The organism is Halodesulfovibrio marinisediminis DSM 17456 (genome assembly GCF_900129975.1).
Lineage (GTDB): Bacteria > Desulfobacterota > Desulfovibrionia > Desulfovibrionales > Desulfovibrionaceae > Halodesulfovibrio > Halodesulfovibrio marinisediminis.
The window spans coordinates 1-23,569 of sequence record NZ_FSRG01000005.1 but is presented as its reverse complement, the minus strand read 5'-3'; the positions used below and the strand labels follow the sequence as shown (position 1 = coordinate 23,569).

Annotated in this window: 22 protein-coding genes and 1 rRNA gene; 12 read left to right on the top strand and 11 right to left on the bottom strand. The window is 47.6% G+C overall.

Annotation, left to right across the window (positions count from 1 at the left end):
- The 10 genes from pheA to trpA all read left to right on the top strand — a co-directional run bounded on the left by pheA (position 1) and on the right by trpA (position 10,310).
- The gene (gene pheA, locus BUR09_RS08250; RefSeq protein WP_139296783.1) at positions 1–1,191 is read left to right on the top strand and encodes a prephenate dehydratase; all 1,191 of its coding nucleotides are present in this window, start codon (positions 1–3) and stop codon (positions 1,189–1,191) included.
- Between the two features lie 32 nt (positions 1,192–1,223).
- Entirely contained in the window at positions 1,224–2,546 is a 1,323-nt protein-coding gene (gene aroA / locus BUR09_RS08245; protein ID WP_074216480.1) for a 3-phosphoshikimate 1-carboxyvinyltransferase, read from the top strand.
- Positions 2,534–3,325: a prephenate dehydrogenase gene (locus BUR09_RS08240; RefSeq protein ID WP_074216479.1), complete on the top strand. Its 792-nt coding sequence runs from the start codon at positions 2,534–2,536 to the stop codon at positions 3,323–3,325. The genes aroA and BUR09_RS08240 overlap by 13 nt, the downstream gene beginning before the upstream one ends.
- Positions 3,326–3,432: 107 nt before the next feature.
- Positions 3,433–4,848 (top strand): anthranilate synthase component I family protein, encoded by a 1,416-nt coding sequence (locus BUR09_RS08235; RefSeq protein WP_074216478.1) that lies wholly within the window; start codon positions 3,433–3,435, stop codon positions 4,846–4,848.
- Positions 4,849–4,975: 127 nt separating this feature from the next.
- Positions 4,976–5,569, top strand: coding sequence for an anthranilate synthase component II (locus tag BUR09_RS08230; protein WP_074216477.1), 594 nt, complete (start codon positions 4,976–4,978; stop codon positions 5,567–5,569).
- Positions 5,570–5,894: 325 nt separating this feature from the next.
- Complete coding sequence (gene trpD, locus BUR09_RS08225; RefSeq protein ID WP_245796719.1) at positions 5,895–6,908, top strand: anthranilate phosphoribosyltransferase; 1,014 nt, start codon at positions 5,895–5,897, stop codon at positions 6,906–6,908.
- Complete coding sequence (locus BUR09_RS08220; RefSeq protein WP_074216475.1) at positions 6,901–7,662, top strand: indole-3-glycerol-phosphate synthase; 762 nt, start codon at positions 6,901–6,903, stop codon at positions 7,660–7,662. Before trpD ends, BUR09_RS08220 begins: the two co-directional genes overlap by 8 nt.
- 17 nt (positions 7,663–7,679) lie before the next feature.
- A complete protein-coding gene (locus tag BUR09_RS08215) occupies positions 7,680–8,318 on the top strand; it encodes a phosphoribosylanthranilate isomerase (RefSeq protein WP_074216474.1) in 639 nt (212 codons plus the stop codon).
- Between the two features lie 44 nt (positions 8,319–8,362).
- Positions 8,363–9,538 (top strand): tryptophan synthase subunit beta, encoded by a 1,176-nt coding sequence (trpB, locus tag BUR09_RS08210; RefSeq protein ID WP_074216473.1) that lies wholly within the window; start codon positions 8,363–8,365, stop codon positions 9,536–9,538.
- Positions 9,539–9,548: 10 nt separating this feature from the next.
- Entirely contained in the window at positions 9,549–10,310 is a 762-nt protein-coding gene (gene trpA, locus BUR09_RS08205; RefSeq protein WP_074216472.1) for a tryptophan synthase subunit alpha, read from the top strand.
- Between the two features lie 241 nt (positions 10,311–10,551).
- Here trpA and BUR09_RS08195 read toward each other — a convergent pair whose 3' ends face one another.
- The 7 genes from BUR09_RS08195 to BUR09_RS08170 form a co-directional block, all read right to left on the bottom strand.
- The gene (locus tag BUR09_RS08195; protein ID WP_074216470.1) at positions 10,552–11,355 is read right to left on the bottom strand and encodes an AraC family transcriptional regulator; all 804 of its coding nucleotides are present in this window, start codon (positions 11,353–11,355) and stop codon (positions 10,552–10,554) included.
- A gap of 72 nt (positions 11,356–11,427) precedes the next feature.
- On the bottom strand, positions 11,428–12,486 hold the full coding sequence (locus BUR09_RS08190) for a threonine aldolase family protein (RefSeq protein WP_074216469.1): 1,059 nt from the start codon (positions 12,484–12,486) through the stop codon (positions 11,428–11,430).
- Between the two features lie 297 nt (positions 12,487–12,783).
- Positions 12,784–15,765: an AIR synthase-related protein gene (locus BUR09_RS08185; RefSeq protein ID WP_074216468.1), complete on the bottom strand. Its 2,982-nt coding sequence runs from the start codon at positions 15,763–15,765 to the stop codon at positions 12,784–12,786.
- Positions 15,766–16,091: 326 nt separating this feature from the next.
- Positions 16,092–17,060, bottom strand: a complete 969-nt coding sequence (locus tag BUR09_RS08180; RefSeq protein WP_074216467.1) for a polyprenyl synthetase family protein — start codon at positions 17,058–17,060, stop codon at positions 16,092–16,094.
- 95 nt (positions 17,061–17,155) lie between these two features.
- The gene (mqnB, locus tag BUR09_RS08175; RefSeq protein ID WP_074216466.1) at positions 17,156–17,881 is read right to left on the bottom strand and encodes a futalosine hydrolase; all 726 of its coding nucleotides are present in this window, start codon (positions 17,879–17,881) and stop codon (positions 17,156–17,158) included.
- Complete coding sequence (locus BUR09_RS16840) at positions 17,878–18,027, bottom strand: hypothetical protein (RefSeq protein ID WP_175566009.1); 150 nt, start codon at positions 18,025–18,027, stop codon at positions 17,878–17,880. Before BUR09_RS16840 ends, mqnB begins: the two co-directional genes overlap by 4 nt.
- Before the next feature lie 80 nt (positions 18,028–18,107).
- On the bottom strand, positions 18,108–19,421 hold the full coding sequence (locus tag BUR09_RS08170; protein WP_074216465.1) for a nucleotide sugar dehydrogenase: 1,314 nt from the start codon (positions 19,419–19,421) through the stop codon (positions 18,108–18,110).
- A 56-nt stretch (positions 19,422–19,477) separates the two neighbouring features.
- Between BUR09_RS08170 and BUR09_RS08165 the strand changes: the two genes are divergently transcribed.
- On the top strand, positions 19,478–19,675 hold the full coding sequence (locus BUR09_RS08165) for a DUF2065 domain-containing protein (protein ID WP_074217029.1): 198 nt from the start codon (positions 19,478–19,480) through the stop codon (positions 19,673–19,675).
- Positions 19,676–19,772: 97 nt separating this feature from the next.
- Here BUR09_RS08165 and BUR09_RS08160 read toward each other — a convergent pair whose 3' ends face one another.
- A complete protein-coding gene (locus tag BUR09_RS08160) occupies positions 19,773–20,489 on the bottom strand; it encodes a ubiquinone/menaquinone biosynthesis methyltransferase (protein WP_074216464.1) in 717 nt (238 codons plus the stop codon).
- A 12-nt stretch (positions 20,490–20,501) separates the two neighbouring features.
- Positions 20,502–20,666, bottom strand: a complete 165-nt coding sequence (locus tag BUR09_RS16835) for a hypothetical protein (protein WP_175566008.1) — start codon at positions 20,664–20,666, stop codon at positions 20,502–20,504.
- 332 nt (positions 20,667–20,998) lie between these two features.
- Between BUR09_RS16835 and BUR09_RS08155 the strand changes: the two genes are divergently transcribed.
- On the top strand, positions 20,999–21,700 hold the full coding sequence (locus BUR09_RS08155; RefSeq protein ID WP_074216463.1) for a DVU0298 family protein: 702 nt from the start codon (positions 20,999–21,001) through the stop codon (positions 21,698–21,700).
- Positions 21,701–21,748: 48 nt separating this feature from the next.
- Here BUR09_RS08155 and BUR09_RS08150 read toward each other — a convergent pair whose 3' ends face one another.
- Positions 21,749–22,930 carry a dicarboxylate/amino acid:cation symporter gene (locus BUR09_RS08150; RefSeq protein WP_074216462.1) on the bottom strand — a complete coding sequence of 394 codons (1,182 nt, stop codon included), beginning with the start codon at positions 22,928–22,930 and terminating at the stop codon, positions 21,749–21,751.
- A 412-nt stretch (positions 22,931–23,342) separates the two neighbouring features.
- A 5S ribosomal RNA gene (rrf, locus tag BUR09_RS08145) occupies positions 23,343–23,457 on the bottom strand.
- Positions 23,458–23,569: the final 112 nt, after the last annotated feature.

Genomic DNA, 23,569 nt, shown 5'->3' with positions numbered 1-23,569 from the left:
ATGTCTGAAGAGAAGAAAACAGACACACCTGTAACAGCAGGTGCCGATGACAACAGCGTAGATAATCTGCCGCGCCTCAAAGAGGTCCGTAAAGAAATCGACGCAACTGACTTAGAACTCCTTGAGCTCCTTAACCGCCGTGCTTCTCTTTCCCTTGAAGTAGGAAAACTTAAACGTGGCAAGCAGGATGTGGTATTTAAGCCGTTCCGCGAAAAGGAAGTGCTCGACAACCTTCGCACCAACAACGAAGGCCCTATTCCTATCGAGCACCTGCGCTTTATCTACCGTGAAATTTTCTCTTCCTCCCGCGCCCTGCAACGTCCTCAACGAGTTGCTTACCTCGGGCCGGAAGGAACTTTCTCCTACTTTGCAGGAGTCGAATTTTTAGGTAGCGCCGTTGATTACATACCGCAAAAAGACCTCAACGCTGTGTTCCGCGCTGTAGCTAACAAAGAGTGTGAACTGGGTGTGATCCCGCTTGAAAACTCCCTGCACGGCTCAGTCGGTCAAAGCCTTGATCTCTTTATGGAGCATGACCTCTATATAGAGGCAGAACTTTACTGCCGTATCAGCCACAGTCTGCTCACCCGTGAAAAACTGCTTGCAGATATTCACACCGTGTACTCGCACCCACAACCGCTGGGACAATGCTCACACTGGCTGCGTGCAACATTACCAAACGCACGCATCATCCCGACTGAGAGCACAGCAGCAGCAGCACGCAGAGTTCAGGAAGAAGAAGGCGCAGCAGCTATCGGACACGGCAGCCTTGCAGATTTGCTCAAACTGAACATTCTGGCTGAACACATTGAAGACATGCAGGACAACTGGACCCGCTTCGTCATCGTCGGCTCCAAACCGAGTGACGGGGAAGGACAAGACAAAACCTCCCTGCTCTTCACTGTACCGGATAAACCGGGTGCCCTCGCAAAAGTGCTCAACATCATGGCACGCGAAGGATTGAACATGAAAAAGCTCGAATCGCGTCCGATGCGCGGAGAAAAATGGCGTTACGTCTTCTTTGTCGACATCGAAAGCGACCTTTCTACCGAAGAATACGAGCAGCTTATAACCGAGTTACATGCAGAATGTCAGTCACTGCGCATCCTCGGCAGCTATCCAGCCGGACAGTATATGGACTTCACTAAAGGCAGCGATATCGCCACAACACCGGATGAGCAAAATAAATAATTCATAGTTAATAGTTAATTGGAGACAGACCCATGATCGCCATCACCGCACCAGCTTCTAAATCAGTATCCCATCGTATGATCATCGGCGCCGCTATGTCAGCAGGTGAATCTACAGTATCCGGCGTACTTGAAAGCGAAGATTTAGCCCGCACCATCGGTATCTTTAACGACTGCGGCGCAAAAATCTATCGGCAGGCTGCGGGCGAATATACCGTCTCCGGGTGCTGTGGCACACCGGCGGGCGGCATGGACGAACCTGTTTCCTGTGACGTGCATGAATCCGGAACAACATGCCGTCTCCTAACTGCCGTACTTGCAGCAGGTTTAGGTAAATTCCGCATCCACGGCGCGCCGCGCATGCATGAAAGACCAATAAAAGAGCTTGCCGATGCGCTTTCAAGCCTTACAGTAGATGTTACATACGAAGGCGCCGAAGGTTGTCCACCGCTGGTATTAGACACAGACGGACTGAAAGGAAGCGAGGTTTCCATTTCTTTGGAAGAATCCAGCCAGTACCTTTCCGGCCTGCTTTTGGCAGCACCGTCCACCCGCGGGCTGACCATTAATCTTGTAGGCAACAAAGCTGTAAGCTGGCCGTACGTAGGTCTTACTCTGGATGCAATGGAACAATTCGGCATCACCTTCCACGTAGAGACACTGGAAGGCTCGGAATGGGTCGAAAAAGACTGGCGCACATTCAAAACCGCTGTCCCGAACAAGACCCGTTTCATTGTAAAGCCAAGCATGTACCGCAACGGCTCTTACACTGTTGAGGGAGACTGGTCGAACGCATCTTACTTCCTCGCTGCAGGTACCCTTGGTACAGAGCCACTGCACATTGCCAACCTTCGCGCAAATTCTTTGCAGGGAGACAAAGCGATGTTCACAATTCTGCAACAAATGGGTGCTACGTTAGAGCTCAAAGACGACGGTGTTACCGTACATCCATCCAAACTGAAGGGTGTTGATGTAGATATGGGCAATTGTCCTGACCTCGTCCCGACAGTAGCCGCACTGGCAGCATACGCAGAAGGTAAAACCATCATCCGCAATGTTGCACACCTGAGAATTAAAGAATGTGACCGACTCGCAGCACCGGCTGCAGAACTACGCAAAGCTGGTGTCGACACCGAAGTCACCGAAGACGGAATTATTATCCGTCCAGACAGAGAAGCTATTGCAGCGCCTGAGGGCACTGTGTTTAACACCTACAACGACCACCGTATGGCAATGAGCCTTTCCCTGCTCCAATTTGCTCTCGGTGATATTGAATTCGACAACAAAGCATGTGTTGCTAAGTCCTTCCCGACCTTCTGGGAAGAGTGGGAGAAAGTTTCACCATGCAGGAGATAGACTTTACACTCAACAAAGTTGCCGTTGTAGGAGCTACAGGAAAAATGGGCGCCATGCTCTGCTCCCGCTTTTCCAAGGCTGGTCTGGAAGTAGCCGAAATTGACCAGCCGCTAACAGATGAAGTGCTTAAAGCAGGAATTACAGATGCACAGATTGTGCTGGTATGTGTTCCCGCAGCCGTATTTAACGATGTAATAAAGCGCGTTACCGCGCATATGAAGCCGCCACAGATTCTGGCGGACATTACCTCCGTAAAGGTTCAACCCATGATGCAAATGCAGAAAGCATACACAGGTCCCGTTGTGGGGACACATCCTCTCTTTGGCCCAGAGCCGAAGGCTGATGACGTGCGCGTTGCAATTACGCCTTCCGAAGGCTGCGATGCGGACTCTGCACGCATGGTTGAAGAGCTTTTCACACGCCTCGGCTGCGAGCCGTTCTGTTCTTCTGCAGAAGAGCACGACAAAGCTACCGCACTCATTCAAGGTCTTAATTTTGTTACCTCTGTTTCTTATCTTGCCCTTCTCGCAGATAAGGAAAATGTGATGCCGTATCTGACGCCATCTTTTGAACGCCGCCTGAAGGCAGCTGAAAAAATGATCACCAAAGATGCTGAACTATTTGAGGGCTTATTCGAAGCCAACCCAAGCTCTCAGGATGCTGTGCGCTCCTATCGTTCTATCCTGAACATTGCAGCTGGTGGCGACATCAACGTTATCGTTGAGCGCGCTCTTTGGTGGTGGCGATTTAATGATACCTCAGGAGAAGTGCATCAATAGACCAGTATTATACTGAGATACTTACACAAGTACCTAAGCCGCACTTCTCACAGAAGTGCGGCTTTTTTTATGACCCTATAAACACACTAAACGAGAGAACGAATGCCATGAAAATCACGTTACAGCAGACAGGCCAATGGTTGGCAGCAGACATTCAGACCCCCATAAGCCTCTTCTTAGGACTCGTCGGAACCGGTCAGGGATTTCTTCTTGAAAGTGCCGAAGTAGACGGCAGACGCGGCAGATACAGCGTTATCGGCTTCAACCTGCTTCTGCGTCTCGGCTGCAAAAACGGCAAGCTGGAAGTAGCCTCCCGTGACAACAGGCTCAACCAGCTCAAAGAATATGAAGGTATGGACTTTATCGAAGGTGCACGAAAGGTCATGGACGCCATCCACATTGAGCCGCAAGGCGACATGAAGGAGCTTCCTGCCATTGCCCGCGGCATGTTCGGGTACTTCGGCTACACCACTATCGGTATGTTCGAGAAAAAACTGGAAGAAGTGCTTCCACCGGAAAACAGCGACGCATGTCTTATGTTGCCGGGTACAATTGTTCTCTTCGACCACCTCTACAACAAGCTCTGTATGCTCAACCTTGCGGACAATCTGCCCGTAAAAATGGATAGAGCCGCAGTAGAACGCACACCGGAAGCACCAAGCATCGGCGAAGTAACAACCATACCGGACAAAACATCTTACATACGCAACGTGCAGAAGGTACAGGAACAGCTCAGACAAGGCGAAGCTATTCAGGTAGTGCTTTCTACCCGTTTTCAGGCTTCATTCGAAGGTGACCCGTTCATTCTCTATCGCAGGTTGCGACAGATTAACCCGTCACCGTACATGTTCTTCATGCGTCTATCCCACATCACACTCATCGGCTCCTCACCGGAAACAATGGTGCGCTGCCAAAACAACGTGGTGGAAGTCTGCCCAATCGCCGGAACGCGTCCACGCGGTGCATCCGATGCTGAAGACGCAGAGCTTGCAGAAGATCTACTCGCTGATCCGAAAGAGCGTGCAGAGCACGTAATGCTCGTAGACCTTGGAAGAAACGACGTAGGACGCATCGCCGAAGCAGGCACAGTGTCCGTAGAAAAATTTATGCAGGTGGAAAAGTTCAGCCACGTTATGCACCTGACCTCATACGTAAAAGCACAGCTTATGAAGGGACATGATGCACTCGACGTACTCGGCGCAACCTTCCCCGCAGGAACCGTAAGCGGCGCACCGAAAATTCGCGCTATCGAAATTATTGGAGAAACTGAAGCCGTATCCCGAGGCGCGTACGCGGGAACCATCGGATGGCTGGGTCTGGATAAGGATTCCGTGAACCTCGATACCGGTATTCTTATCCGAACCATGTGGGTCAAAGACAATACTGTCCAATGGCAGTGCGGCGCAGGTATCGTGCACGACTCCGTTCCGGAAAAAGAATGGGAAGAGTGCCAGAACAAAGGCCGCGTACTTAAAGTGACCCTGAACGCCACAGGCGAAGCGGACGTATTTACTGGCCGCTAGGTCTCCGGCGGCTCTCCGAGGAGCAAGGGCTCTGCCCTGCACCCGCAAGGAGGACACCCCCTTAACCGCGAATTCAACTGCCCTGTGGGCATAGTTTGATTAAAAATATTTCTTCTACGGAGATACCATGTTTCTTCTTATCGATAACTACGATTCCTTTACCTTTAACTTGGTGCAGGCTTTCCAGAAAACAGGGCGATATCCACATGTTGTCCGGAATGACGATCCGGAATTGCTGGAACTGGCAACAAGCGAAAAACTTGAAATGGTATGCATCTCACCCGGACCGGGAAAACCTGAAAATGCAGGGCTGTGCTTAGAATTTTTGGCTCGGCTCCCTAAAGAAGTTCCTGTTCTGGGTGTGTGCTTAGGACATCAGGTTCTAGCCCACTTTGCGGGTGCCACTGTAGATGTTGCACCACGAATTATGCACGGCAAACACTCAAACATTGAGCATACAGGCGAAGGGCTTTTTGACGGGATTAAGTCCCCTATGCAGGTAGCTCGCTACCACTCACTGATTATTACAGAAAACAAAAAAAATTTAATTGTTCCAACGTCCTCCACAAAGACGCCGGACGGAGAAGAGGAGATTATGAGCATTAAGTATGCCGACCGTCCTTGGGTTGGTGTTCAATTTCATCCCGAATCAATTTTGACACCACAGGGCGAGGCGATGCTGAAGAATTTCCCAGAGAAAATCTTAGTAACAAACTCATAATCTTCTCTCCCTAAAAAGCGGTTTGTAACGCAAACGGCGAGGGATTCTTTCCAACACAAGAGTCCCTCGCAAAAACTCCAAAGAGAGCGCCCAATGATCTCACGCAAATCAGCTTCGTCAAGCCGCGTGAGAACAGAAAAAACCGGCTGTTCTCGCCTAATAAAGGTTTTTGGAGATTTTTAAGAACCTTTTGCAAAGCGGTAGCTGTTCTCAAGGTACGAGAGATTACAGATAGCGACAGTGTAACAGGTTCTTAAAGCCCCGCTGGCAAGCGCCTTCAGAGGCAACAATAAACGCCCAAGCCGCACAAAGGAGGCACAACACAATGACCAAAAGGAACAATGAGATGAATACGGCACAAATTTTAGAGCAGTTGGCGGACGGCCGCCACTTAACCGCAGAGGTTGCTCACTGCGTTTTTACCAAGCTGATGGACGGTCAAATGACTTCCGGTCAAGCAGGCTCTTTGCTGATGGGACTTCGCCAGAAAGGCGAAACAGCTGAAGAGATACACGCTGCCGTGCGTGTTTGTTTGGAGCGTGCAAAGCCGGTTAATGCAATCGAAGGGGCAACTATTGATCTAGTAGGCACTGGCGGTGACGGTAAAAACTCATTCAACTGCTCTACTGCTACTGCCCTTACGCTTGCAGGCATGGGCTACACGGTAACAAAACACGGCAACCGCGCAGTATCTTCTTCCTGCGGCAGCGCTGATGCTGTTGAAGGACTCGGCTTACCGCTGCGTTTGCTTCCGGAGGAAGTCCCTGCCGAGCTCGCAAAACGCAACTTCGCTTTTTTGTTCGCACCAGATTATCACCCTGCTTTCAAGTACGTAATGCCTGTACGTAAGGAGCTTGGATACAGAACTTTGTTCAATTTACTGGGACCACTGCTCAACCCTGCGCGCCCAACTCATATGCTGCTCGGTGTTGCTAAGCCGGAATTTATGGAAATTATGGCAGAAGTACTGGCACAATCAGGCATTGAACGTGCTGCAGTTGTACATGGTGCAGGTGGTTACGATGAGCTGACCACCAACGGTATTGCTAAAGTTATTTATGTTGAAAACGAAACTATTCGCCATGCAGAGCTGAATCCGGCAGAATTTGGATTCAAACCGTGTGCTGAAGAAGACCTGACTGTTCACGGTAAAGAGGAAGGCTTACGCGTCCTACGTGAACTGCTTGAAGGAAAAGGCTCAAAAGCAATGCAGGATATGTTGGCATTAAACACTGGTATGGCATTACACCTTATTACTAATGAACCACTGAAGACCTGTATGGAACGTGCACGTGAAGCCGTTGCAGCAGGGATTGGAAGGAAAGTCCTCCATGCTTAATAAATTCCTTGCAGCAAAACATGCTGAAATTGCTCGACTTGTTCAATTAAAAAAGAAAGATGCGTTACCTACTGTGTACAACGGCGAACGCATTCCGTTTGCAGCAACACTTCGTGCAAACAAACTGGCCTGCATTGCAGAATACAAACGCGCTTCTCCTTCGCGTGGCGATATTGCACCACACCTTTCTCCTGAAGATGTAGCAGAACAATATGCAAAAGCGGGAGCAACAGCGCTTTCCGTGCTTACTGAGGAAAAATACTTTAAGGGTAAACTTGAATATTTAGAGCGAATGCAGTTTGTAGGATTACCAATGCTGCGCAAAGATTTTATTGTTCACCCTTTGCAAGTTATTGAGACTGCCTCCACCCCTGCATCCGCTCAGCTGCTTATTGCACGCATGTTCAATTCACCAGAAGAACTCAGGGAGTTAATTGAACTTGGTACATCATTTGGACTTGAAAGCGTTGTAGAAGTGTTTAACCACGCCGACCTTGTTCTGGCGAGGCTTGCTAATGCTACAATAATTCAGGTAAACAACAGAAATCTAGCTACATTGGAAACTGACCTTGCAATATGCGAGCGGATGATTCCTCACCGCAGAACTGCCGAAGTATGGATAGCGGCCAGCGGTATCTCGACGCCTACCCAACGACGCCAAGTTGAAGCGGCGGGATACGATGCAATGCTGGTCGGCACAGCCCTTATGCAAGGTGGAGACCCGCAAAAGGCGCTAACCCGGCTACTCGAATAACCTCAAGGAGAGCATTAATGGCGCACAAAGAATCCTTTGTGAAAGTATGTGGCATTACCACACAGCAAGATGCTGATTTATGCATGGAACTAGGCGCGGATTTAATCGGATTTATCTTCGATGAAAAAAGCCCTAGAGCCATGACCGTGGAAAAAGTCAAAGCCATTGAGACAGAAAACGTTATGCGTGTTGGCGTATTTACGCACCATACCGCAGACGAAGTGCGTCTAATAATGCAGCGTGCGAAACTGCATCTTGCTCAGCTTCATGGAGATCAGGACACAGAGTTCGCAGCCAGAGTTGGCAAACAAAAAGTGATGAAAGTGTTCTGGCCTGCCCGTTACGAAACACGGGAAGAACTTGAGGCAGAAATGAAAAAGTTTGTAGATTGCTCCCGCTTTTTCCTTATGGATGCCGGAACATCCGGCGGCGGCCATGGCAAGACACAAAACTGGAGCTTCCTTAACGGATTACGTGGATACAAAACCTGGTTTGTCGCAGGCGGAATCAGCCCCGACAACGTAAGTGAAGTGCTTCAAGGGTGCGCCCCCTGTGGCATCGACATCAATTCAGGTGTAGAATCTGAACCGGGTAAAAAAGATCCTGAGAAATTAAAAGCCGTTATGGAGGCACTCACCGCCCCCATATTACCATAAATTTCAGCAGCCTTTGGCGTAAGGCTGCAAGAAGAGAGAATATCATGACTAAAGGATACTTCGGCAAGTTCGGTGGTCAATTTGTAGCGGAACTTCTTATTCCGCCCCTTAAAGAACTGGAACACGCTTTGGAGCACATTGTGCCTTCCGAAGCGTTCCAGACAGAATTATCTGATTATCTCAAAAACTATGTAGGACGCGAAAGCCCCCTCACGCTTTGTCCTACCATTTCAAAAAATCTAGGCTTCAACCTGTACCTTAAGCGTGAAGACTTAAACCACACAGGTTCCCACAAGATCAACAACGTGCTTGGTCAGGCATTGCTTGCTAAGTATATGGGCAAAAAAGCCCTACTTACAGAGACCGGCGCAGGTATGAACGGCGTTGCAACTGCAACCGCCGCTCGTGCTCTTGATATGGACTGCGTTGTCTTTATGGGTGCTGTTGATGTGGAACGACAATCACACAACGTACGCCGCATGAAGTTGCTCGGGGCAACCGTTATCCCTGTTGAAGCTGGCTCCAAGACTCTGAAAGACGCCATTAACGAAGCGCTGCGCTTCTGGATTAAAGAACAAGCCGACTACCACTACTGTTTCGGCACAGCTGCAGGCCCCCACCCGTTCCCGACTCTCGTTCGTGAATTCCAGTCCGTTGTCGGCAAGGAAGCCCGCAAACAGATTCTTGAACGTACTGGAGCACTGCCTCATTCAGTTATTGCCTGCGTAGGCGGTGGTTCCAATGCTATAGGCATCTTCTCTGGCTTCATCGATGACCCAGAAGTTCAACTCATCGGTGTTGAAGCTGCAGGTACCGGCGAAGAAGGCTGCACAAACTCTGCCCCGCTTTGCCTTGGAACTGACGGTATATTACATGGCCAAAGAACCATGCTCCTGCAGGACGATGATGGCCAAATTCTGCCATCACACTCCATTGCCGGTGGATTGGACTACCCGGGGGTAGGACCTGAACACGCCCACCTTCAGGACTGCGGCCGCGCCAAGTACGTAAAAGTAAACGACTGCGAAGCGCTTAATGCGTTCAAGACTCTCACCCGTGCTGAAGGCATTATGCCTGCACTGGAAAGTTCCCACGCGGTTGCATACGTGCTTGAGAACAAGGAAAAATTCCCGAAAGATTGCAATGTAATTGTGAACCTTTCCGGACGCGGCGACAAAGACATGGATATCGTAGAACAATGCACCGAGCTGTTTGATTAAGGGGGCAGTCATGACATCACTTACACAACGTATTAACGCCGCTACTAAGGCAGGCCGCAAGGCAATCATACCGTTTCTCACAGCCGGATTTCCAACTAAGAAAGATTTCTTTACCCATCTGGAAGAACTGGATTCCAATGGCGCGGACATCATCGAAATCGGCGTTCCGTTCTCCGACCCTGCAGCTGACGGTCCCGTAGTCGAAGCTGCATCCATCAAAGCACTGGAGCAGGGCGTTACCCTGCGCTGGATTATGGATGAACTTATCAAACGTAAGGGACAATATCAGGCAGAACTAGTGCTCATGGGCTATATCAACCCATTCTTCCAGTACGGATTCAAAAAGTTCGCTGAAGATGCCACCAAAGCTGGAGTCTCCGGCCTAATCATACCGGATCTTCCTTTTGATGAGCACTCAGAGTTCAAGGCAATTCTTAAGGAACAGGGCATTGCGCTTATCTCTCTCATCGGATTGAACACCCCGAAAGAGCGTATGCAAACGTATGCACGGGAGGCTGAAGGCTACGTTTACGTGGTTTCTTACATGGGCACCACAGGCGCAGCAGTTGCGTTCCCGCCTGAACTGAAGAAAACTCTGGCTGACGCGCGCGAGGTGTTCGACATTCCTTTGGCTCTCGGCTTCGGCATTAAAGAGCCGCAACAGCTTGAGCCGTTTGGTGACGCCATCGACGCAGTCGTTTTCGGTAGTGCTTTAATTAAAGATATCGAAGAAAAAGGTTCAGCAGTTCCGTTTATGGAGCGCTGGAAATAAGTCCACGATTGTGCCTCCGGCGGCCAAAGGACCTTTTGCAAAAACTTTTAAGGGCGAAGACATCCTATTACTTAAAACGTTGGCAGCCGCGCGAAGGTTACCTTTCCACTTACTTGGACAAAAAAACAACAGAAATAGAAAAAGGGCTATCCTAGTTAATCAGGACAGCCCTTTTTATTACTCTATCAATGATGGTATAGTGCACTGTTCTCACAAACAATAGTCTTAGCACACCGCTCGCTTAATACTTCGAAGGCGGAACCCCGTAGGCTTTACGAAACGCATGAACAAAGTGACTCTGATCAAAAAAGCCGACACTTGCCGCTACGCTTGAGACGCGCTCACCTTTACTTAACAGAGCACAAGCTGATTCAAGTCGTAACTGCTTAAGCCAGTTATATGGAGTCACCCCCACAGTAGACTTGAACCGGCGCAAGAACTGATAACGGCTTAAATTACACAAGGCAGCGAGCTGCTCTAAGGTAATTTTTTCTGAAAGATTCTCGTGGCAATAATCGCGAACTTCTTTCCAGTGAGGCTTCGCAAGCTGGCCTACGGTCTCGTCTGCTGAATGCAGCTTTGAATGACGCAACAGACGGTTTACTAACCCCATCCACTGTTCTTCTACAAACAATGAAGTTGCATCACCGCGTTGTAGAACAGAATGCAACAGACATGCGTGCTGCCATAACGGTTTATCATCCAATACGTTACTGCCAAACTCGATACGATGTGCAGAATCCATTGCATCCGCCATTTCTTCCGTAAACACATCAGGCGGAACTCTGAATGTCTTCAGCGTATACTCACACTTCTCGTATCCGGATCCGTCATGCATTTCATCCGGAGGAATAACAGACAGTCGACCAGGTCCTACAAGGAAGGTCTTTCCAGAAGCGCTCTGTCGCTGCACACCATCAACCACCAGACTGATATGATAGCTCAAGTGAAAATGGCGATCAAAACAGAACGTAGAAAAGTGCCCGTCGCTTAATACAAGCCCCGGCACATCGGGTGCGCGAAAATATTGAACGGTATCCTGCATAACGTCTGCCTACCTACTCATAACTTCGAGCCACTGTCAAAACAGAAATCAAGCGCTATAACAAGAGTTACACTACACGGCCTTCTGGTAGCTAACTGCCTCATATATTGCTGATAAGAAGTGCTGAACATCCTGTTCAGTCGTGGAAAATGACGTCACAAATCGTACAACATCTTTTTCCCACTTGCTGTGGTAAAAGTGAAAACCCTGAGCCAACAGCCTGTCAGCACAGTACTTCGGAATCTTACAGAATATAATGTTTGCCTGCGGAGAACCGACCACAGAAATTTCCGGTAATTTCTCTAATCCGCTTTTCAGCAGTGCAGCCATTGCGTTTGCCTGACGTGCATTCTGTATCCAGAGGTCGTTTTCAAGATATCCCAACATCTGAGCAGCCATGAAGCGCATCTTTGAACCAAGCTGACCGGAACGCTTAACGCGGAAAGACATTTCCTGCGCAATAGTCTTATCAAACACAACTATTGCTTCAGCAGACATGGTACCGTTTTTTGTTGCCCCAAAAGAAAGGACATCAACACCGCATTTCCAAGTCATATCCGCTGGAGAACAATTAAGGGCAACCAACGCATTAGCAAAACGAGCACCGTCCATATGCATGCGTAGTCCAGAATTTTTGGTAATTGCCCCAAGTCTGCATATTTCATCAAGAGTATAAATTGATCCGGATTCTGTGGCCTGTGTAAGGCTCACGGTGGCAGGCTGGGAAGAGTGCATATCACCGACTCTGTGCTTCACCCCCCACTTCAACGCTTCAGGATCAATCTTTGAATCGACACCATCGAGCGTAAGGACACGTGCTCCCGGGTTAAAAAACTCCGGTGCTCCGCACTCATCATGATTAATGTGTCCATCATGATGGCATAATACTGCTCCCCATGGTGGGGTTATCGAACTCAAGGATAAACAGTTTGCAGCTGTACCTGTAGATACAAAAAAAACACGCACGTCTTTTTCAAATACATCGGACAACATCTTTTCAGCTTGTCTTGAGCATTTATCCCGTCCGTACGGGTCTGCCTGTCCCTCGTTGCAACGAGCCATTGCTTCTAAAACTTGTGGGGAAACACCGGCCAAATTATCGCTGGTGAACGCAGTATTATATGTAGACATGTAGGGGGCTCCTCATGATTCTCTAATAGATAAATTAGGAACTGGAGTATGCAAGATAGTGTCACTCCTGCATTGTAAAATATTGCAGCGCACCACCACCCTAAAACCATATAAACTTGAATTATATAGAATTATTGAAAAAGCATTCTTTATTCTATCCAACAAAAAGAGAAGAGCGGGAGAACACATGTTCGCCCGCTCTTCTCACCAAAACCATCTGTTAGCTGCAAGTCCCGAATAATCTTGCAGCGACAGAACTTAAGCCGCAGCTATGAAGCTCACATGAGCCTCTTCACATTAAAACTTAAGTGTGCCCTTGAAGGACTGAGCAAGTGATTCGCAGTTATCTGCAACCAAAACGTTTGCGCCGGAAGCGATAATAAACTGCTCATCACCTGTAACTTCACCCAGACAACCATAAGTCTGTCCAGCAAAGATCTTTTCAAAAGCTTCTACTTTGTCTTCCGGTACAGATACAACCAGACGGGAAGCTGACTCAGAGTAGAGAACTTCTGTTGAATTCATTTCTTCAATTACCGGCACAGCATCAAGATTGATCAGTGCACCGGTACGGCCTGCAAGTGCCATCTCTGCAAGAGCAACACCAAGGCCACCATCAGAACAGTCGTGACAAGCGTTGATAACGCCTTCACCGATTGCTTTATAAACAGCACGGTAACGTGCCAGTGCGGATTCAGCATCTACTTTAGGGAACGCAGCAGCGCTGATGCCCAGTTCCTCAGCAACTTCAGAACCAGCTAATTCGCGTGCTGTTGCACCGAGAACGTAGATTTTGTCACCGTCATTTTTAAAGTCAGACGTGGTTGTTTTGTTCACGTCTTTAATAACACCCATGACAGAGAAGAGTACTGTCGGCGGGATAGAAATCTTTACACCACCGCCGGTGTAGTCGTTCTTCATGGAGTCTTTACCGGAGATACATGGTACACCATATGCGGTACAGAAATCTGCAAGAGCTTTGTTAGCACGAACAAGCTGTGCAAGCTTGTAGTGACCATCCGGAGTCTTTTCAGACTGTACTGGGTCACACCAGCAGAAGTTATCTACACCAGACATAAAGTCTACGTCACCGCCGACTGCAACTGCGTTACGCACAGCTTCGTCGATAACGTTTGCCATCATCCAGTATGCATCATAATCGCTCAAGGTAGGGTTAATACCGTGTGAGAGCACAATACCGCTTTCGGAGTCGAGAATAGGACGCACAACACCGGCATCGGAAGGACCGTCACACTTAACGCCAACCATCGGCTTAATTACGCTGCCACCTTTAACCTCGTGGTCATACTGGCGAACAACATACTCTTTAGAACAAATATTCAAACGTGCGAGCATGGACTTAAGCAGGTTACCCTGCTCTGCGTCTGCAACACTCACGTCTTCATCTTTGTATGCAGGACGTTCCCAAACGGCTTTAAGTTCCATCTGTGGAACACCATCATGCAGGAATTCCATGCTGAGATATGCAACCGGCTTATCACCGTAAGTTACATGGAAGTAACCACTGTCGGTAAATTCACCCATAGCGCTAGCTTCCACATCCATGCGCTCAGCAAGCGCCATGAATTCGTCAAGCTTCTCAACAGGAACAGCAAGAGTCATGCGCTCCTGTGCTTCAGAAAGAAGAATTTCCCACGGACGCAGACCGTCATACTTCAGTGGTGCTTTGGAAAGATCCAGACGACAACCGTTGGTATCCTCAGCCATTTCACCTACAGAAGAAGAAAGACCACCAGCACCGTTATCAGTGATAGCGTTGTATAAGCCCATGTTACGGGCACGCATGATAAAATCGTATGCTTTACGCTGGGTGATTGGGTCACCGATCTGTACAGCGGTCGCTGGAGATTCTTCGTGCAGTTCTTCAGAAGAGAAGGTTGCGCCGTGAATGCCGTCTTTACCGATTCGGCCGCCAACCATAACGATAACATCGCCAACCTGAGCAGCTTTTTCGTAACCAGGACGACCAGCAACAACTTTAGGGATCATACCCACGGTACCACAGTATACAAGAGGCTTACCAAGGTAGCGCTCTTCAAAAACGATTGAGCCGTTTACAGTAGGAACACCGGATTTGTTACCACCGTGTTCAACACCTTCACGTACACCTTCAAGAACACGACGAGGATGGAGAAGACGAGGAGGCAATTCACCTTCATGGAACGGAGAAGCAAAACAGAACACGTTGGTGTTACAAACGAGGTCTGCACCAATACCTGTTCCCATAGGGTCACGGTTTACACCCACAATACCGGTAAGTGCTCCACCGTATGGGTCAAGCGCGGAAGGAGAGTTATGAGTTTCTACCTTGATGCACACGTCATGGGTTTCGTTGAAGTCGATAACACCAGCATTATCCTTAAATACAGAACGACAGAAGTCTTCTTCACCCTTGTTCTGACGGATAGTTTTGGTGGAGCCCATTACGTATGTTTTGTAGAGACTGTCGATAGTCTCCTGCTCACCGGTTTCTGTATCGGTGTAGTCAATCTTGGAAGCAAAAATTTTATGTTTGCAGTGCTCAGACCAAGTCTGTGCAAGTACTTCTACTTCAGCATCACTTGGTTCTGCACTTAATCCAGCCTTTTCACGTTCAGCCACAACTTCAGGGCTGGTGTAGTAATCGCGGATGGTATGTAATTCTTCCAAGGAGAGAGCAAGAGTATTTTCACGGGAAAATGCCATCAGCTCTTCGTCCGACATGGTAGAAAATGGCAGGGTTACAACTTCATCGTTTGCCTGACCGGAAACACGGGCAGCTACAGCAGCAAAGCCCGGCTCTTTCTGCCAGTCTGCTTTACTTTTGTATTCAAAACGCTGAATCAGTTCGTTTGCCAGCACATCACGGCCGATAGATGCAATCTGCTCTTCTGTGAAATCGCCGTAAATGTGGTACTGATCTGCAACATATACAGATACAGTTTCGCGATCTGCAAGTTCCAGAACAATAGCAATTGTTTCCCGCGCTGTGCGGCCTTCGTTGTCTGTTACACCCGGACGGAACCCTACTTCGAGTACCCAGTCTGCCTGACTGGATACCGGAGAAAGTGCCGCGTCCTGAAGTACGGGATCATGCAGAGCAGCCTCACGCACAACAGTTTCAAGCTGTTCTTCTGTAAGACCATCCACAGTAAACACCTTGACCTGACGAACCTCTTTTGCGTCAAATCCGAGAGCTTCCCTGATCTTGTTAGCAGTTTTGATACCCTGAGTATCAACAACACCTTCTCTAAGACCAGCTTCAATGCGCCGCAGCATGTATTTTCTCCTGATGCTTGCTGAAATTAACGGGCAGACTCCATGCCTTCCCGCTGTGTTTTGAAAGAGTAAACACACCAACACAGAATCCTTCCGGCTGTGATGGCGGGGGGTATACCCCATTTATACACAAAACCCAAAACTGTCCGCTTGAGACAGGTCGGTACAACCCAAGACAGTTCTAACACAAAAAACGTCTGCCGCTGGCGGCTAAGGACAGTATCCCTTGTGGGGATACCGTGGGCAAAACCCACCTGCCCACCAGAGACAAAAACATTCTACCACAAAAGTAAAAGGCCGCAGAGTCTCCTCTACGGCCTTATTGTTTATGCGCTACGTGATTTCACGTATTCTAAAGTCTGCAACAGTATCTTTCGTTCAGGACACGCTGGCAAAATTTCAAGCGCCTGCTGTGCCTTTTCCAAATAAGAATCAGCAAGTTCGCGAGTTGCATTATCAAGACCAAGCTCACGAATCTGCGCTGCAACAGAACAAATTTCTTCTTCAGAGAAGGTGCCTGCTTCAAACTTGGTTACAAAGTCTGTTCGTTCTGCACCTTCAAGAGTTGCAAGGTACATATGCAAAGGTGGAGTCAGCTTACCTTCACGCAGGTCGCCTGCCACCGGTTTGCCAATTGATTTAGTTGAAATAGCAAAATCGAGAGCATCATCAACAATCTGAAAAGCAATACCAAGGTTCATACCGAAGTCAGATGCTGCTGCAATCTGCTCCTCTGTACCACCTGCTTTAACTGCACCTAAGATACATGATGCCTGTAACAGAAATGCTGTTTTTCCTTTGATAATATCGATGTAAGTTTGCTGAGGATGATCGGTTGATCGCAGGAATTCGATCTCTTCGATCTCTCCAGTCGCAGTTTTTACGATTGCCTCTGCAATGCACTGTGTAAGACGCGCATCATTATAACGAGCAACCACAAGGTTTGCCTGCGCAAGAAGCACATCACCAGCAAGCACAGTTTTGGTGTTACCAAATTGTGTGTGTGCAGCCGGTTTACCTCGGCGCAGTTCTGCATCATCAATAATATCATCATGCAGTAACGTTGCAGAATGGAGCAGCTCTACAGAACAGGCAAGCGGGTAAATATCATCATCAGTGTACCCGAGAGTTGCAGCAGTAAGCAGAGTAAGCAAAGGACGCAGCCTTTTGCCTCCGGCAGTAAGCACATGGGAAACAACTGGCTGAACTAATGCGTTAAGATGAGCAGTTTCAGCTGCCAACGTCGCATTAATTTGCGGTTGTTTTGACGTAAGGTACTCTAAGAGTTCTTGCATAGAAAAGCTTCCATCGAAAAAACGTGAATCTAACATCTTAGAAACCATTGTAAAAAAAGTGCCGATTCAAGCGGCACCCTGTTTTACAATACCTTCTAAACAAAAAGCTCTCTGGCAAATCTACCAAGAGCTTGTAGTGCATCGTCCAACTTCCAGTGTTCTGCCTTACGGGAACCTACTAGATTTGACACGGTGCGAAGCTCAAGAAAAGGAATCCCGGCTTGAAGACAAGCAAGCGCAATAGAGAACCCTTCCATATTTTCTGTAAGCGGATTGTACCGCTCTGTCAGCATACGGGCACGCTCTTCTGTTCCGGTAACACCGGACACGGTCATGCTCGCGCCTTTGAGTAACTCCCTAGGGGGGGATAAATCAAGTAGTCTGAACGCTTTTTCCGGCTCAAGCTCCATTCTATCCCACACGGTATACGGACCATCAACTCCATTATACTCCCATAAGGGAAATTTAATACCTTCAGGGTCAATACCGTCTGCCGTATGCAGCCCGTACTCCGGCCAAATTTCGGAATCAGCAACTACTAAACTGCCTAACGGAGCTTGCTCTAAATCAAAACTTCCTGCAACCCCAAGGTTTAAAACACCAGTAATGTCCTTACGCTCACCGAGAATTCTGCCAATGCTCAATGCAGCATTAACAGGCCCGACCCCGGTGACAACAAGCAGACATTGGTGATTATTAACAGGCGTTTCGCAACATTCCCCCATGCTAGGGAATTTGCAACCAATCCGCCCACGCCTGTTAAACCCCAGCAAGACAGCTTTCATTTCAGTTTGAGTAGCTGTTGCGATAACCAGTGTCATTTAATTTTTTCCAAAGTAAAGTTAACAAGAGTGCCACCCAGCGAAAGCTCACCGACTATGTGGGCATCACGCAGTCTTGCAATACGCTCAATGCGTCTACGATCATCTTCTGTGGCAGCAACAATGAGCTGTGTGCCTTTTTCCATCTTTTTCAGAAGCGAACTCGCTTCGAAATACCCAGTTCAGCAATCTTTTCTACAATCTACGCGCAAAGGTCCAGCCATCGTCACATTCTCCAAAGTTCTAACCCTGCTGCCTCCATTACAGCAGGCTCGAAAAATCCTTTCACATCTAACACTAAAGTATTTCCGGTATCCCGGAACCACTTGAGCAGCTGTTTTGGCTGGATAAAAGAATACTCCTCGTGCGGTACTGCGACAATAACAGCATCCAACTGCTGAAAGTCTTTAAGGTGATTCAACGAAATTTCATATTCGCGAATAGCCTGCTCGTTATCAGCAATAGGATCATGCACGAGTGCTTCAATGCCGTATTCTTTCAATTCTCTGATGATATCTATCACGCGGGTATTGCGTATGTCTGGTACATTTTCCTTATAGGTAAACCCTAAGATGCCAACTTTTGCATCACGTACTGAAACACCTCTCCGGATAAGTTCCTTCACGCAAGATTCAGCGACAAACTTGCCCATGGAGTCGTTAATACGTCGACCGGCAAGAATAACCTGCGGATGGTACCCAAGTGATTCAGCTTTAAAAGTCAGGTAATACGGGTCTACCCCTATGCAATGCCCACCTACAAGCCCCGGTTCAAACGGCAGAAAATTCCATTTTGTTCCAGCTGCTTCAAGCACTTCGCCTGTATCAATCCCTAATCTGTCAAAGATGATTGCCAGTTCGTTCATTAAAGCAATATTCAAGTCACGCTGTGTATTTTCAATGACTTTCGCTGCTTCGGCAACCATTATGGAGCTGGTAGCATGCACACCGACAGGAATTATCCTGCCATACAGCCCTGCCAACAACGCTGTAGTCATGTCGTCTGAACCGGCAACTATTTTAACGACATTCTCAAGGGTATGCACCTTGTCTCCGGGATTGATACGCTCCGGCGAGTAGCCGACAGTAAAATCCCTGCCAAACCGCATTCCGGATACATTCTCCAGCACAGGAACACACTTTTCTTCCGTGGCTCCCGGCCATACCGTTGACTCAAACACTATAACCGAATCAGGCTGCATAAAAGAAGCAACAGTTCGTGTCGCCATGAGTAACGGAATTAAATCCGGTGTATGGTGTGCATCAATAGGCGTCGGCACCGCTATTATGTGCACACCCGCTTTTCCCAAAAGCTGCGGGTCAGCAGTAAAATACGCAGTACTGTTACTGAGAGCTTCAGAAGAGACCCCACCGGTTCGATCTTCTCCACGGCGCAATTCCTCTATGCGCTGTGCATGTTGATCGTACCCGATCACAGAAAAATGTTTCGCCAAAGAAATAGCAAGAGGTAAACCGACATATCCAAGGCCAATAACGGCAACAGGAACATCTCCAGACACAATCCGTTCAAAAGATACCATGTCTACTCCTCGTTACCTGCTGGACTTAACTGCCTGTGTATGAAAAAACAGGCTCCATGCAGATCGATTGGAATTTACTACTTACAGCGCTGGGGCTTGCATTTGTTCTCGAAGGTCTTCCTTACGTCCTTTTTGCGGACAAACTCCCTAAATACTTACGTGAGATTGCAGAACGCGGCCCTAACGCATTGCGCTACATGGGGTTAACCGCCATGTCTGTCGGTGTTCTGCTTGTTTGGCTTATGCGCCATTAAGCGCACCGCATTTCTACAATACGCCTACCCCGTTAGAAATAACGGGGCGTTTCCTGTTGCACAAAATGCGACAGGCTTCCTTATGCCTTCCAGTCGACTACTCAGCCTTCTTCTGTGCCACGTGCAAGTATACAATGCCTGATGTCATCGGCTTGTAATACACACGGTCAAAACCGGATTTCATCATTTCCGTACTCAACTCAGAGGCTGTCGGAAACGCCATGATGGTATCGGCAAGATACTGGTATGCACCGGAATCTCCAGAAAAGACTTTACCAATCATAGGAAGAATTTTGTTAAGGTACAGATTGTAAAAGCCCTTCCATACAGGGTGCTTACCAGTACCAAATTCAAGAATACACAATCTTCCGCCCGGCACAAGTACTCGATGAAGTTCTTTAAATGCGTCTTCACGCGGAATAATATTGCGGATTCCGAAAGATATTGTTGCGCAATCTACACTATTGTCCGGTAACGGAAGCGTTCTGCCATCCGCATGTACTGGAAAGATGCGTCGATCGCGTCCCTTTGTCAGCTTCTTGCGGCCAGTGGTCAGCATAGGACGACAATAATCCAGTGCTGCTACTTTAGTCTGCGGATGCTGGCGGACAATTTCTAAAGAAACATCCATAGTCCCAGCAGCAAGATCAAGCATCAGACCGGTTTCTCCCGGAACAGTTGCCTTAACAAGCTGCTGGCGCCAGTAAAAATCCATTCCGCCGCTAAGCAGATGATTCAAAAAGTCATACCAGCGGGCAATACGGCTAAACATGCCGGAAACTTCACGGGCATGTTCGTTTGGTGAACATTGCATGTGCTACAAAGCCTACTCTTCGTTTTCTGTTTCGTCTTCACATACAGTAGAAGAAACAACTTCAAATACCGCAGGAAACACTTCGCTGATATTAGAAGGTGAAACGCGGCCTGTTTCAATGAACTTTACCACTATTTCCTTAGTTACCTGTATTGCTTCTTTTTTTGCCTTATCCATATTTCACCTCTAGTTACTGCAGGGCACTCCTGCAGCATATGCATGATGAAAAACCCCCGCCCGTGGGGGAATGGTTTCAACCTACATAGATAAAAACCGGGCGGGGTAAAAAGGAAGAAACCTGCTAAGCCACTCCCTTTTTCTCAATAAGCCGTATACCACTAACAAGTTAGAGAGTCGAGCATGCACTAGTACACTTATCCTGTTTTTCCGCTGCAAATTCTATATCTTAATAAAAGATAGACAAAGAAATAGACTCTAACATGCATAAAAAGCTTGATTTCTTATCAGTAAGAATTATTGTTAAGAAAAGAAGTCAATTGGAGGCGCATATGGCAAGATTTCGTGCACTAAAAACTGAACTACGTTCCATGCTAGAACAACCAGACTGGGAAGCTTCCTTACCACAAATAGTTTCTATGCCAGCCACGCAAACCATCGGTCCGCTCATGTCGTTTTTTTTATTCGGCGGAGAAATGAAATGGCGAGCAGTTACAGCGTTTGGATTAGTTATGGGCCAACTTGCTAAAGAAGATATTGAACAGGCACGAATCGTTATGCGCCGATTGCTCTGGCACATGAATGAAGAGTCCGGAAACATCGGGTGGGGCATTGCAGAAGCAATGGCAGAAGCAATGTTCAACAATGCGACTTTAGCAAATGAATACCACAGGATGTTGCATTCATATATCTTGGAAACCACAGATGATGACAACTATCTTGATCATCCTCCGCTTCGCAGAGGCGTTTATTGGGGACTTGGCAGGATGGCGATGAAATTTCCAGAACTTATGCTTCCATCCGTGAGAGCTTTATCGTGGGGGCTACAAGACGAAGATGGGGTAGGTCGAGGACTTGCGGCATGGGCACTTGGATTTTTGGGCTCAGAAGCCAACATCCCAGCACTAAAGTGCCTGCTTGAAGACACCTGTCCCGTAGAACTTTTTGATGATCGAAAAACTCATTGTACTTGCGTCGCCCAACTTGCCCAAGACGCGATCAAGCAAATAGAATATCGATGCAATAATACGTAATACTGACCTCTAAAAAAAAGGGTGGAGTTTATAGCTCCACCCTTTTTGTTAATGCATTTTTTTATCTTTGTTAAAAATACCTTCCAACATCAGTGCCAATGCGCCGTCACCAGTTACGTTACAAGCAGTACCAAAACTGTCCTGCAACGCAAAAATTGCCAACAACAAAGCAACACCAGCTGGATCAAATTGCAGCACACCCACAACAATACCCAGAGAAGCCATTACAGTACCTCCAGGAACACCTGGAGCACCAATAGCGAAGATGCCGAATAAAGCGATGAAAAGGCACATTGTGCCCACAGAAGGCAGTGTTCCATACAGCATCATGGAAATAGTCATCGCAAAAAATGTTTCTGTCAAAACAGAGCCACACAGGTGCACTGTAGCGCCGAGTGGAACCATAAACTCTACGACACTCTTTGAAAGAACTTTGGATCGTGCAGCACATTCAAGAGACACAGGAAGAGTTGCAGCACTAGACATGGTACCCACAGCAGTTAGGTACGCTGGCGAGTAATGACGAAGAACTTCGAGCGGGTTACGCTTAGAAATAAGACCGGCGATAGTGTACAGCACTGTAAGCCAAATAAGGTGGCCAAGAATTACAATAAGTACAACTTTCAAGAACACTGGGAGCTGCTTGGTAAGTGTTCCTTCGTAAGCAAGGCCAGCAAAGGTAGTAGCAATAAAGAATGGAAGAATTGGAATAATAATACGGCTTACAACCTGCATCATAATTCTTTCGAAGTCGTTAAAGATATGCTCAAAAGTTTCAGCTTTAGTCCAAACAGTCGCCAGACCGAAAACAAGTGCGGTAATAAGTGCAGTCATTACCGACATTACCGGTGGAATATTTAATTTAAAAAGCACTTCCGGTAACTCATGCAGCGCATCTACTTTAGTCGCAATAGAAAGATGCGGAATAAAGACGTAACCTGCAATAGCAGCCATAGAGGCAGCACCAACTGCAGAAAGGTACGCAAAGCCTACGCCAGTAAACAGCATTGAACTAGCATTCCGTCCAAGACGAACAATTGCTGGTGCAATAAAAGCAATAATAACGAGTGGTACAGTGTAAAAAATGAACTGACCGAGAACATACTTTAAACTTACAACTACTTCCATCACACCAGTGTTTGCAGTAAGACCGACCGCAACACCCGCAGCAATACCAAGCAGCAATTGCAAAATTAAACCGAACTCTCCAAATCGTTTAAAAAACGACATGATCACTCCTCCAGTAAACTAATGGGGATTAAGTCAATGACACAAGAGTGGCTGAGATATTCTCTTTCTTAATTATCTAATTAAGCTAATACATTTTATCTCTAGAACATTCGCAACCTATGTTCATACAACAACGCCACAGTCAGCAGACAATGCAATAGTGAATACTAAATGCGGACATTTGCTTACGAGCGCGGTTAAATTGAGTCAATCTCTTTCTATAACCATCAATATTTTCAATTGGTTTCCGCAACTCAATAGATACAAGATTGTCATTTTCACGATGTGAAAAAATGAAAACAAAAAACGCCCACTAGCTTCAAAGCCAACGGGCGCTCACAACGTCACTGCGTACTATCGACCAACCAAAAAAAAGACCGCGTTTCGCTTGAAACGCGGTCTTAGAAATAAATCTTGGCAGCGACCTACTTTCCCACAGGCTCCCCTGCAGTATCATCGGCGATGGTCGGCTTAACTTCCGAGTTCGGAATGGGATCGGGTGTACCCCAACCTCCATGGCCACCAAGAAAAATATGTCGGGTCAGTCAGTTCTTTGGAAAGGCGAGCAATATTTACCTTGCTGCCACATCAAAGGGCTAACCCTGAAATATAATCTTAAGGGAGGAAAAGAATGATTTT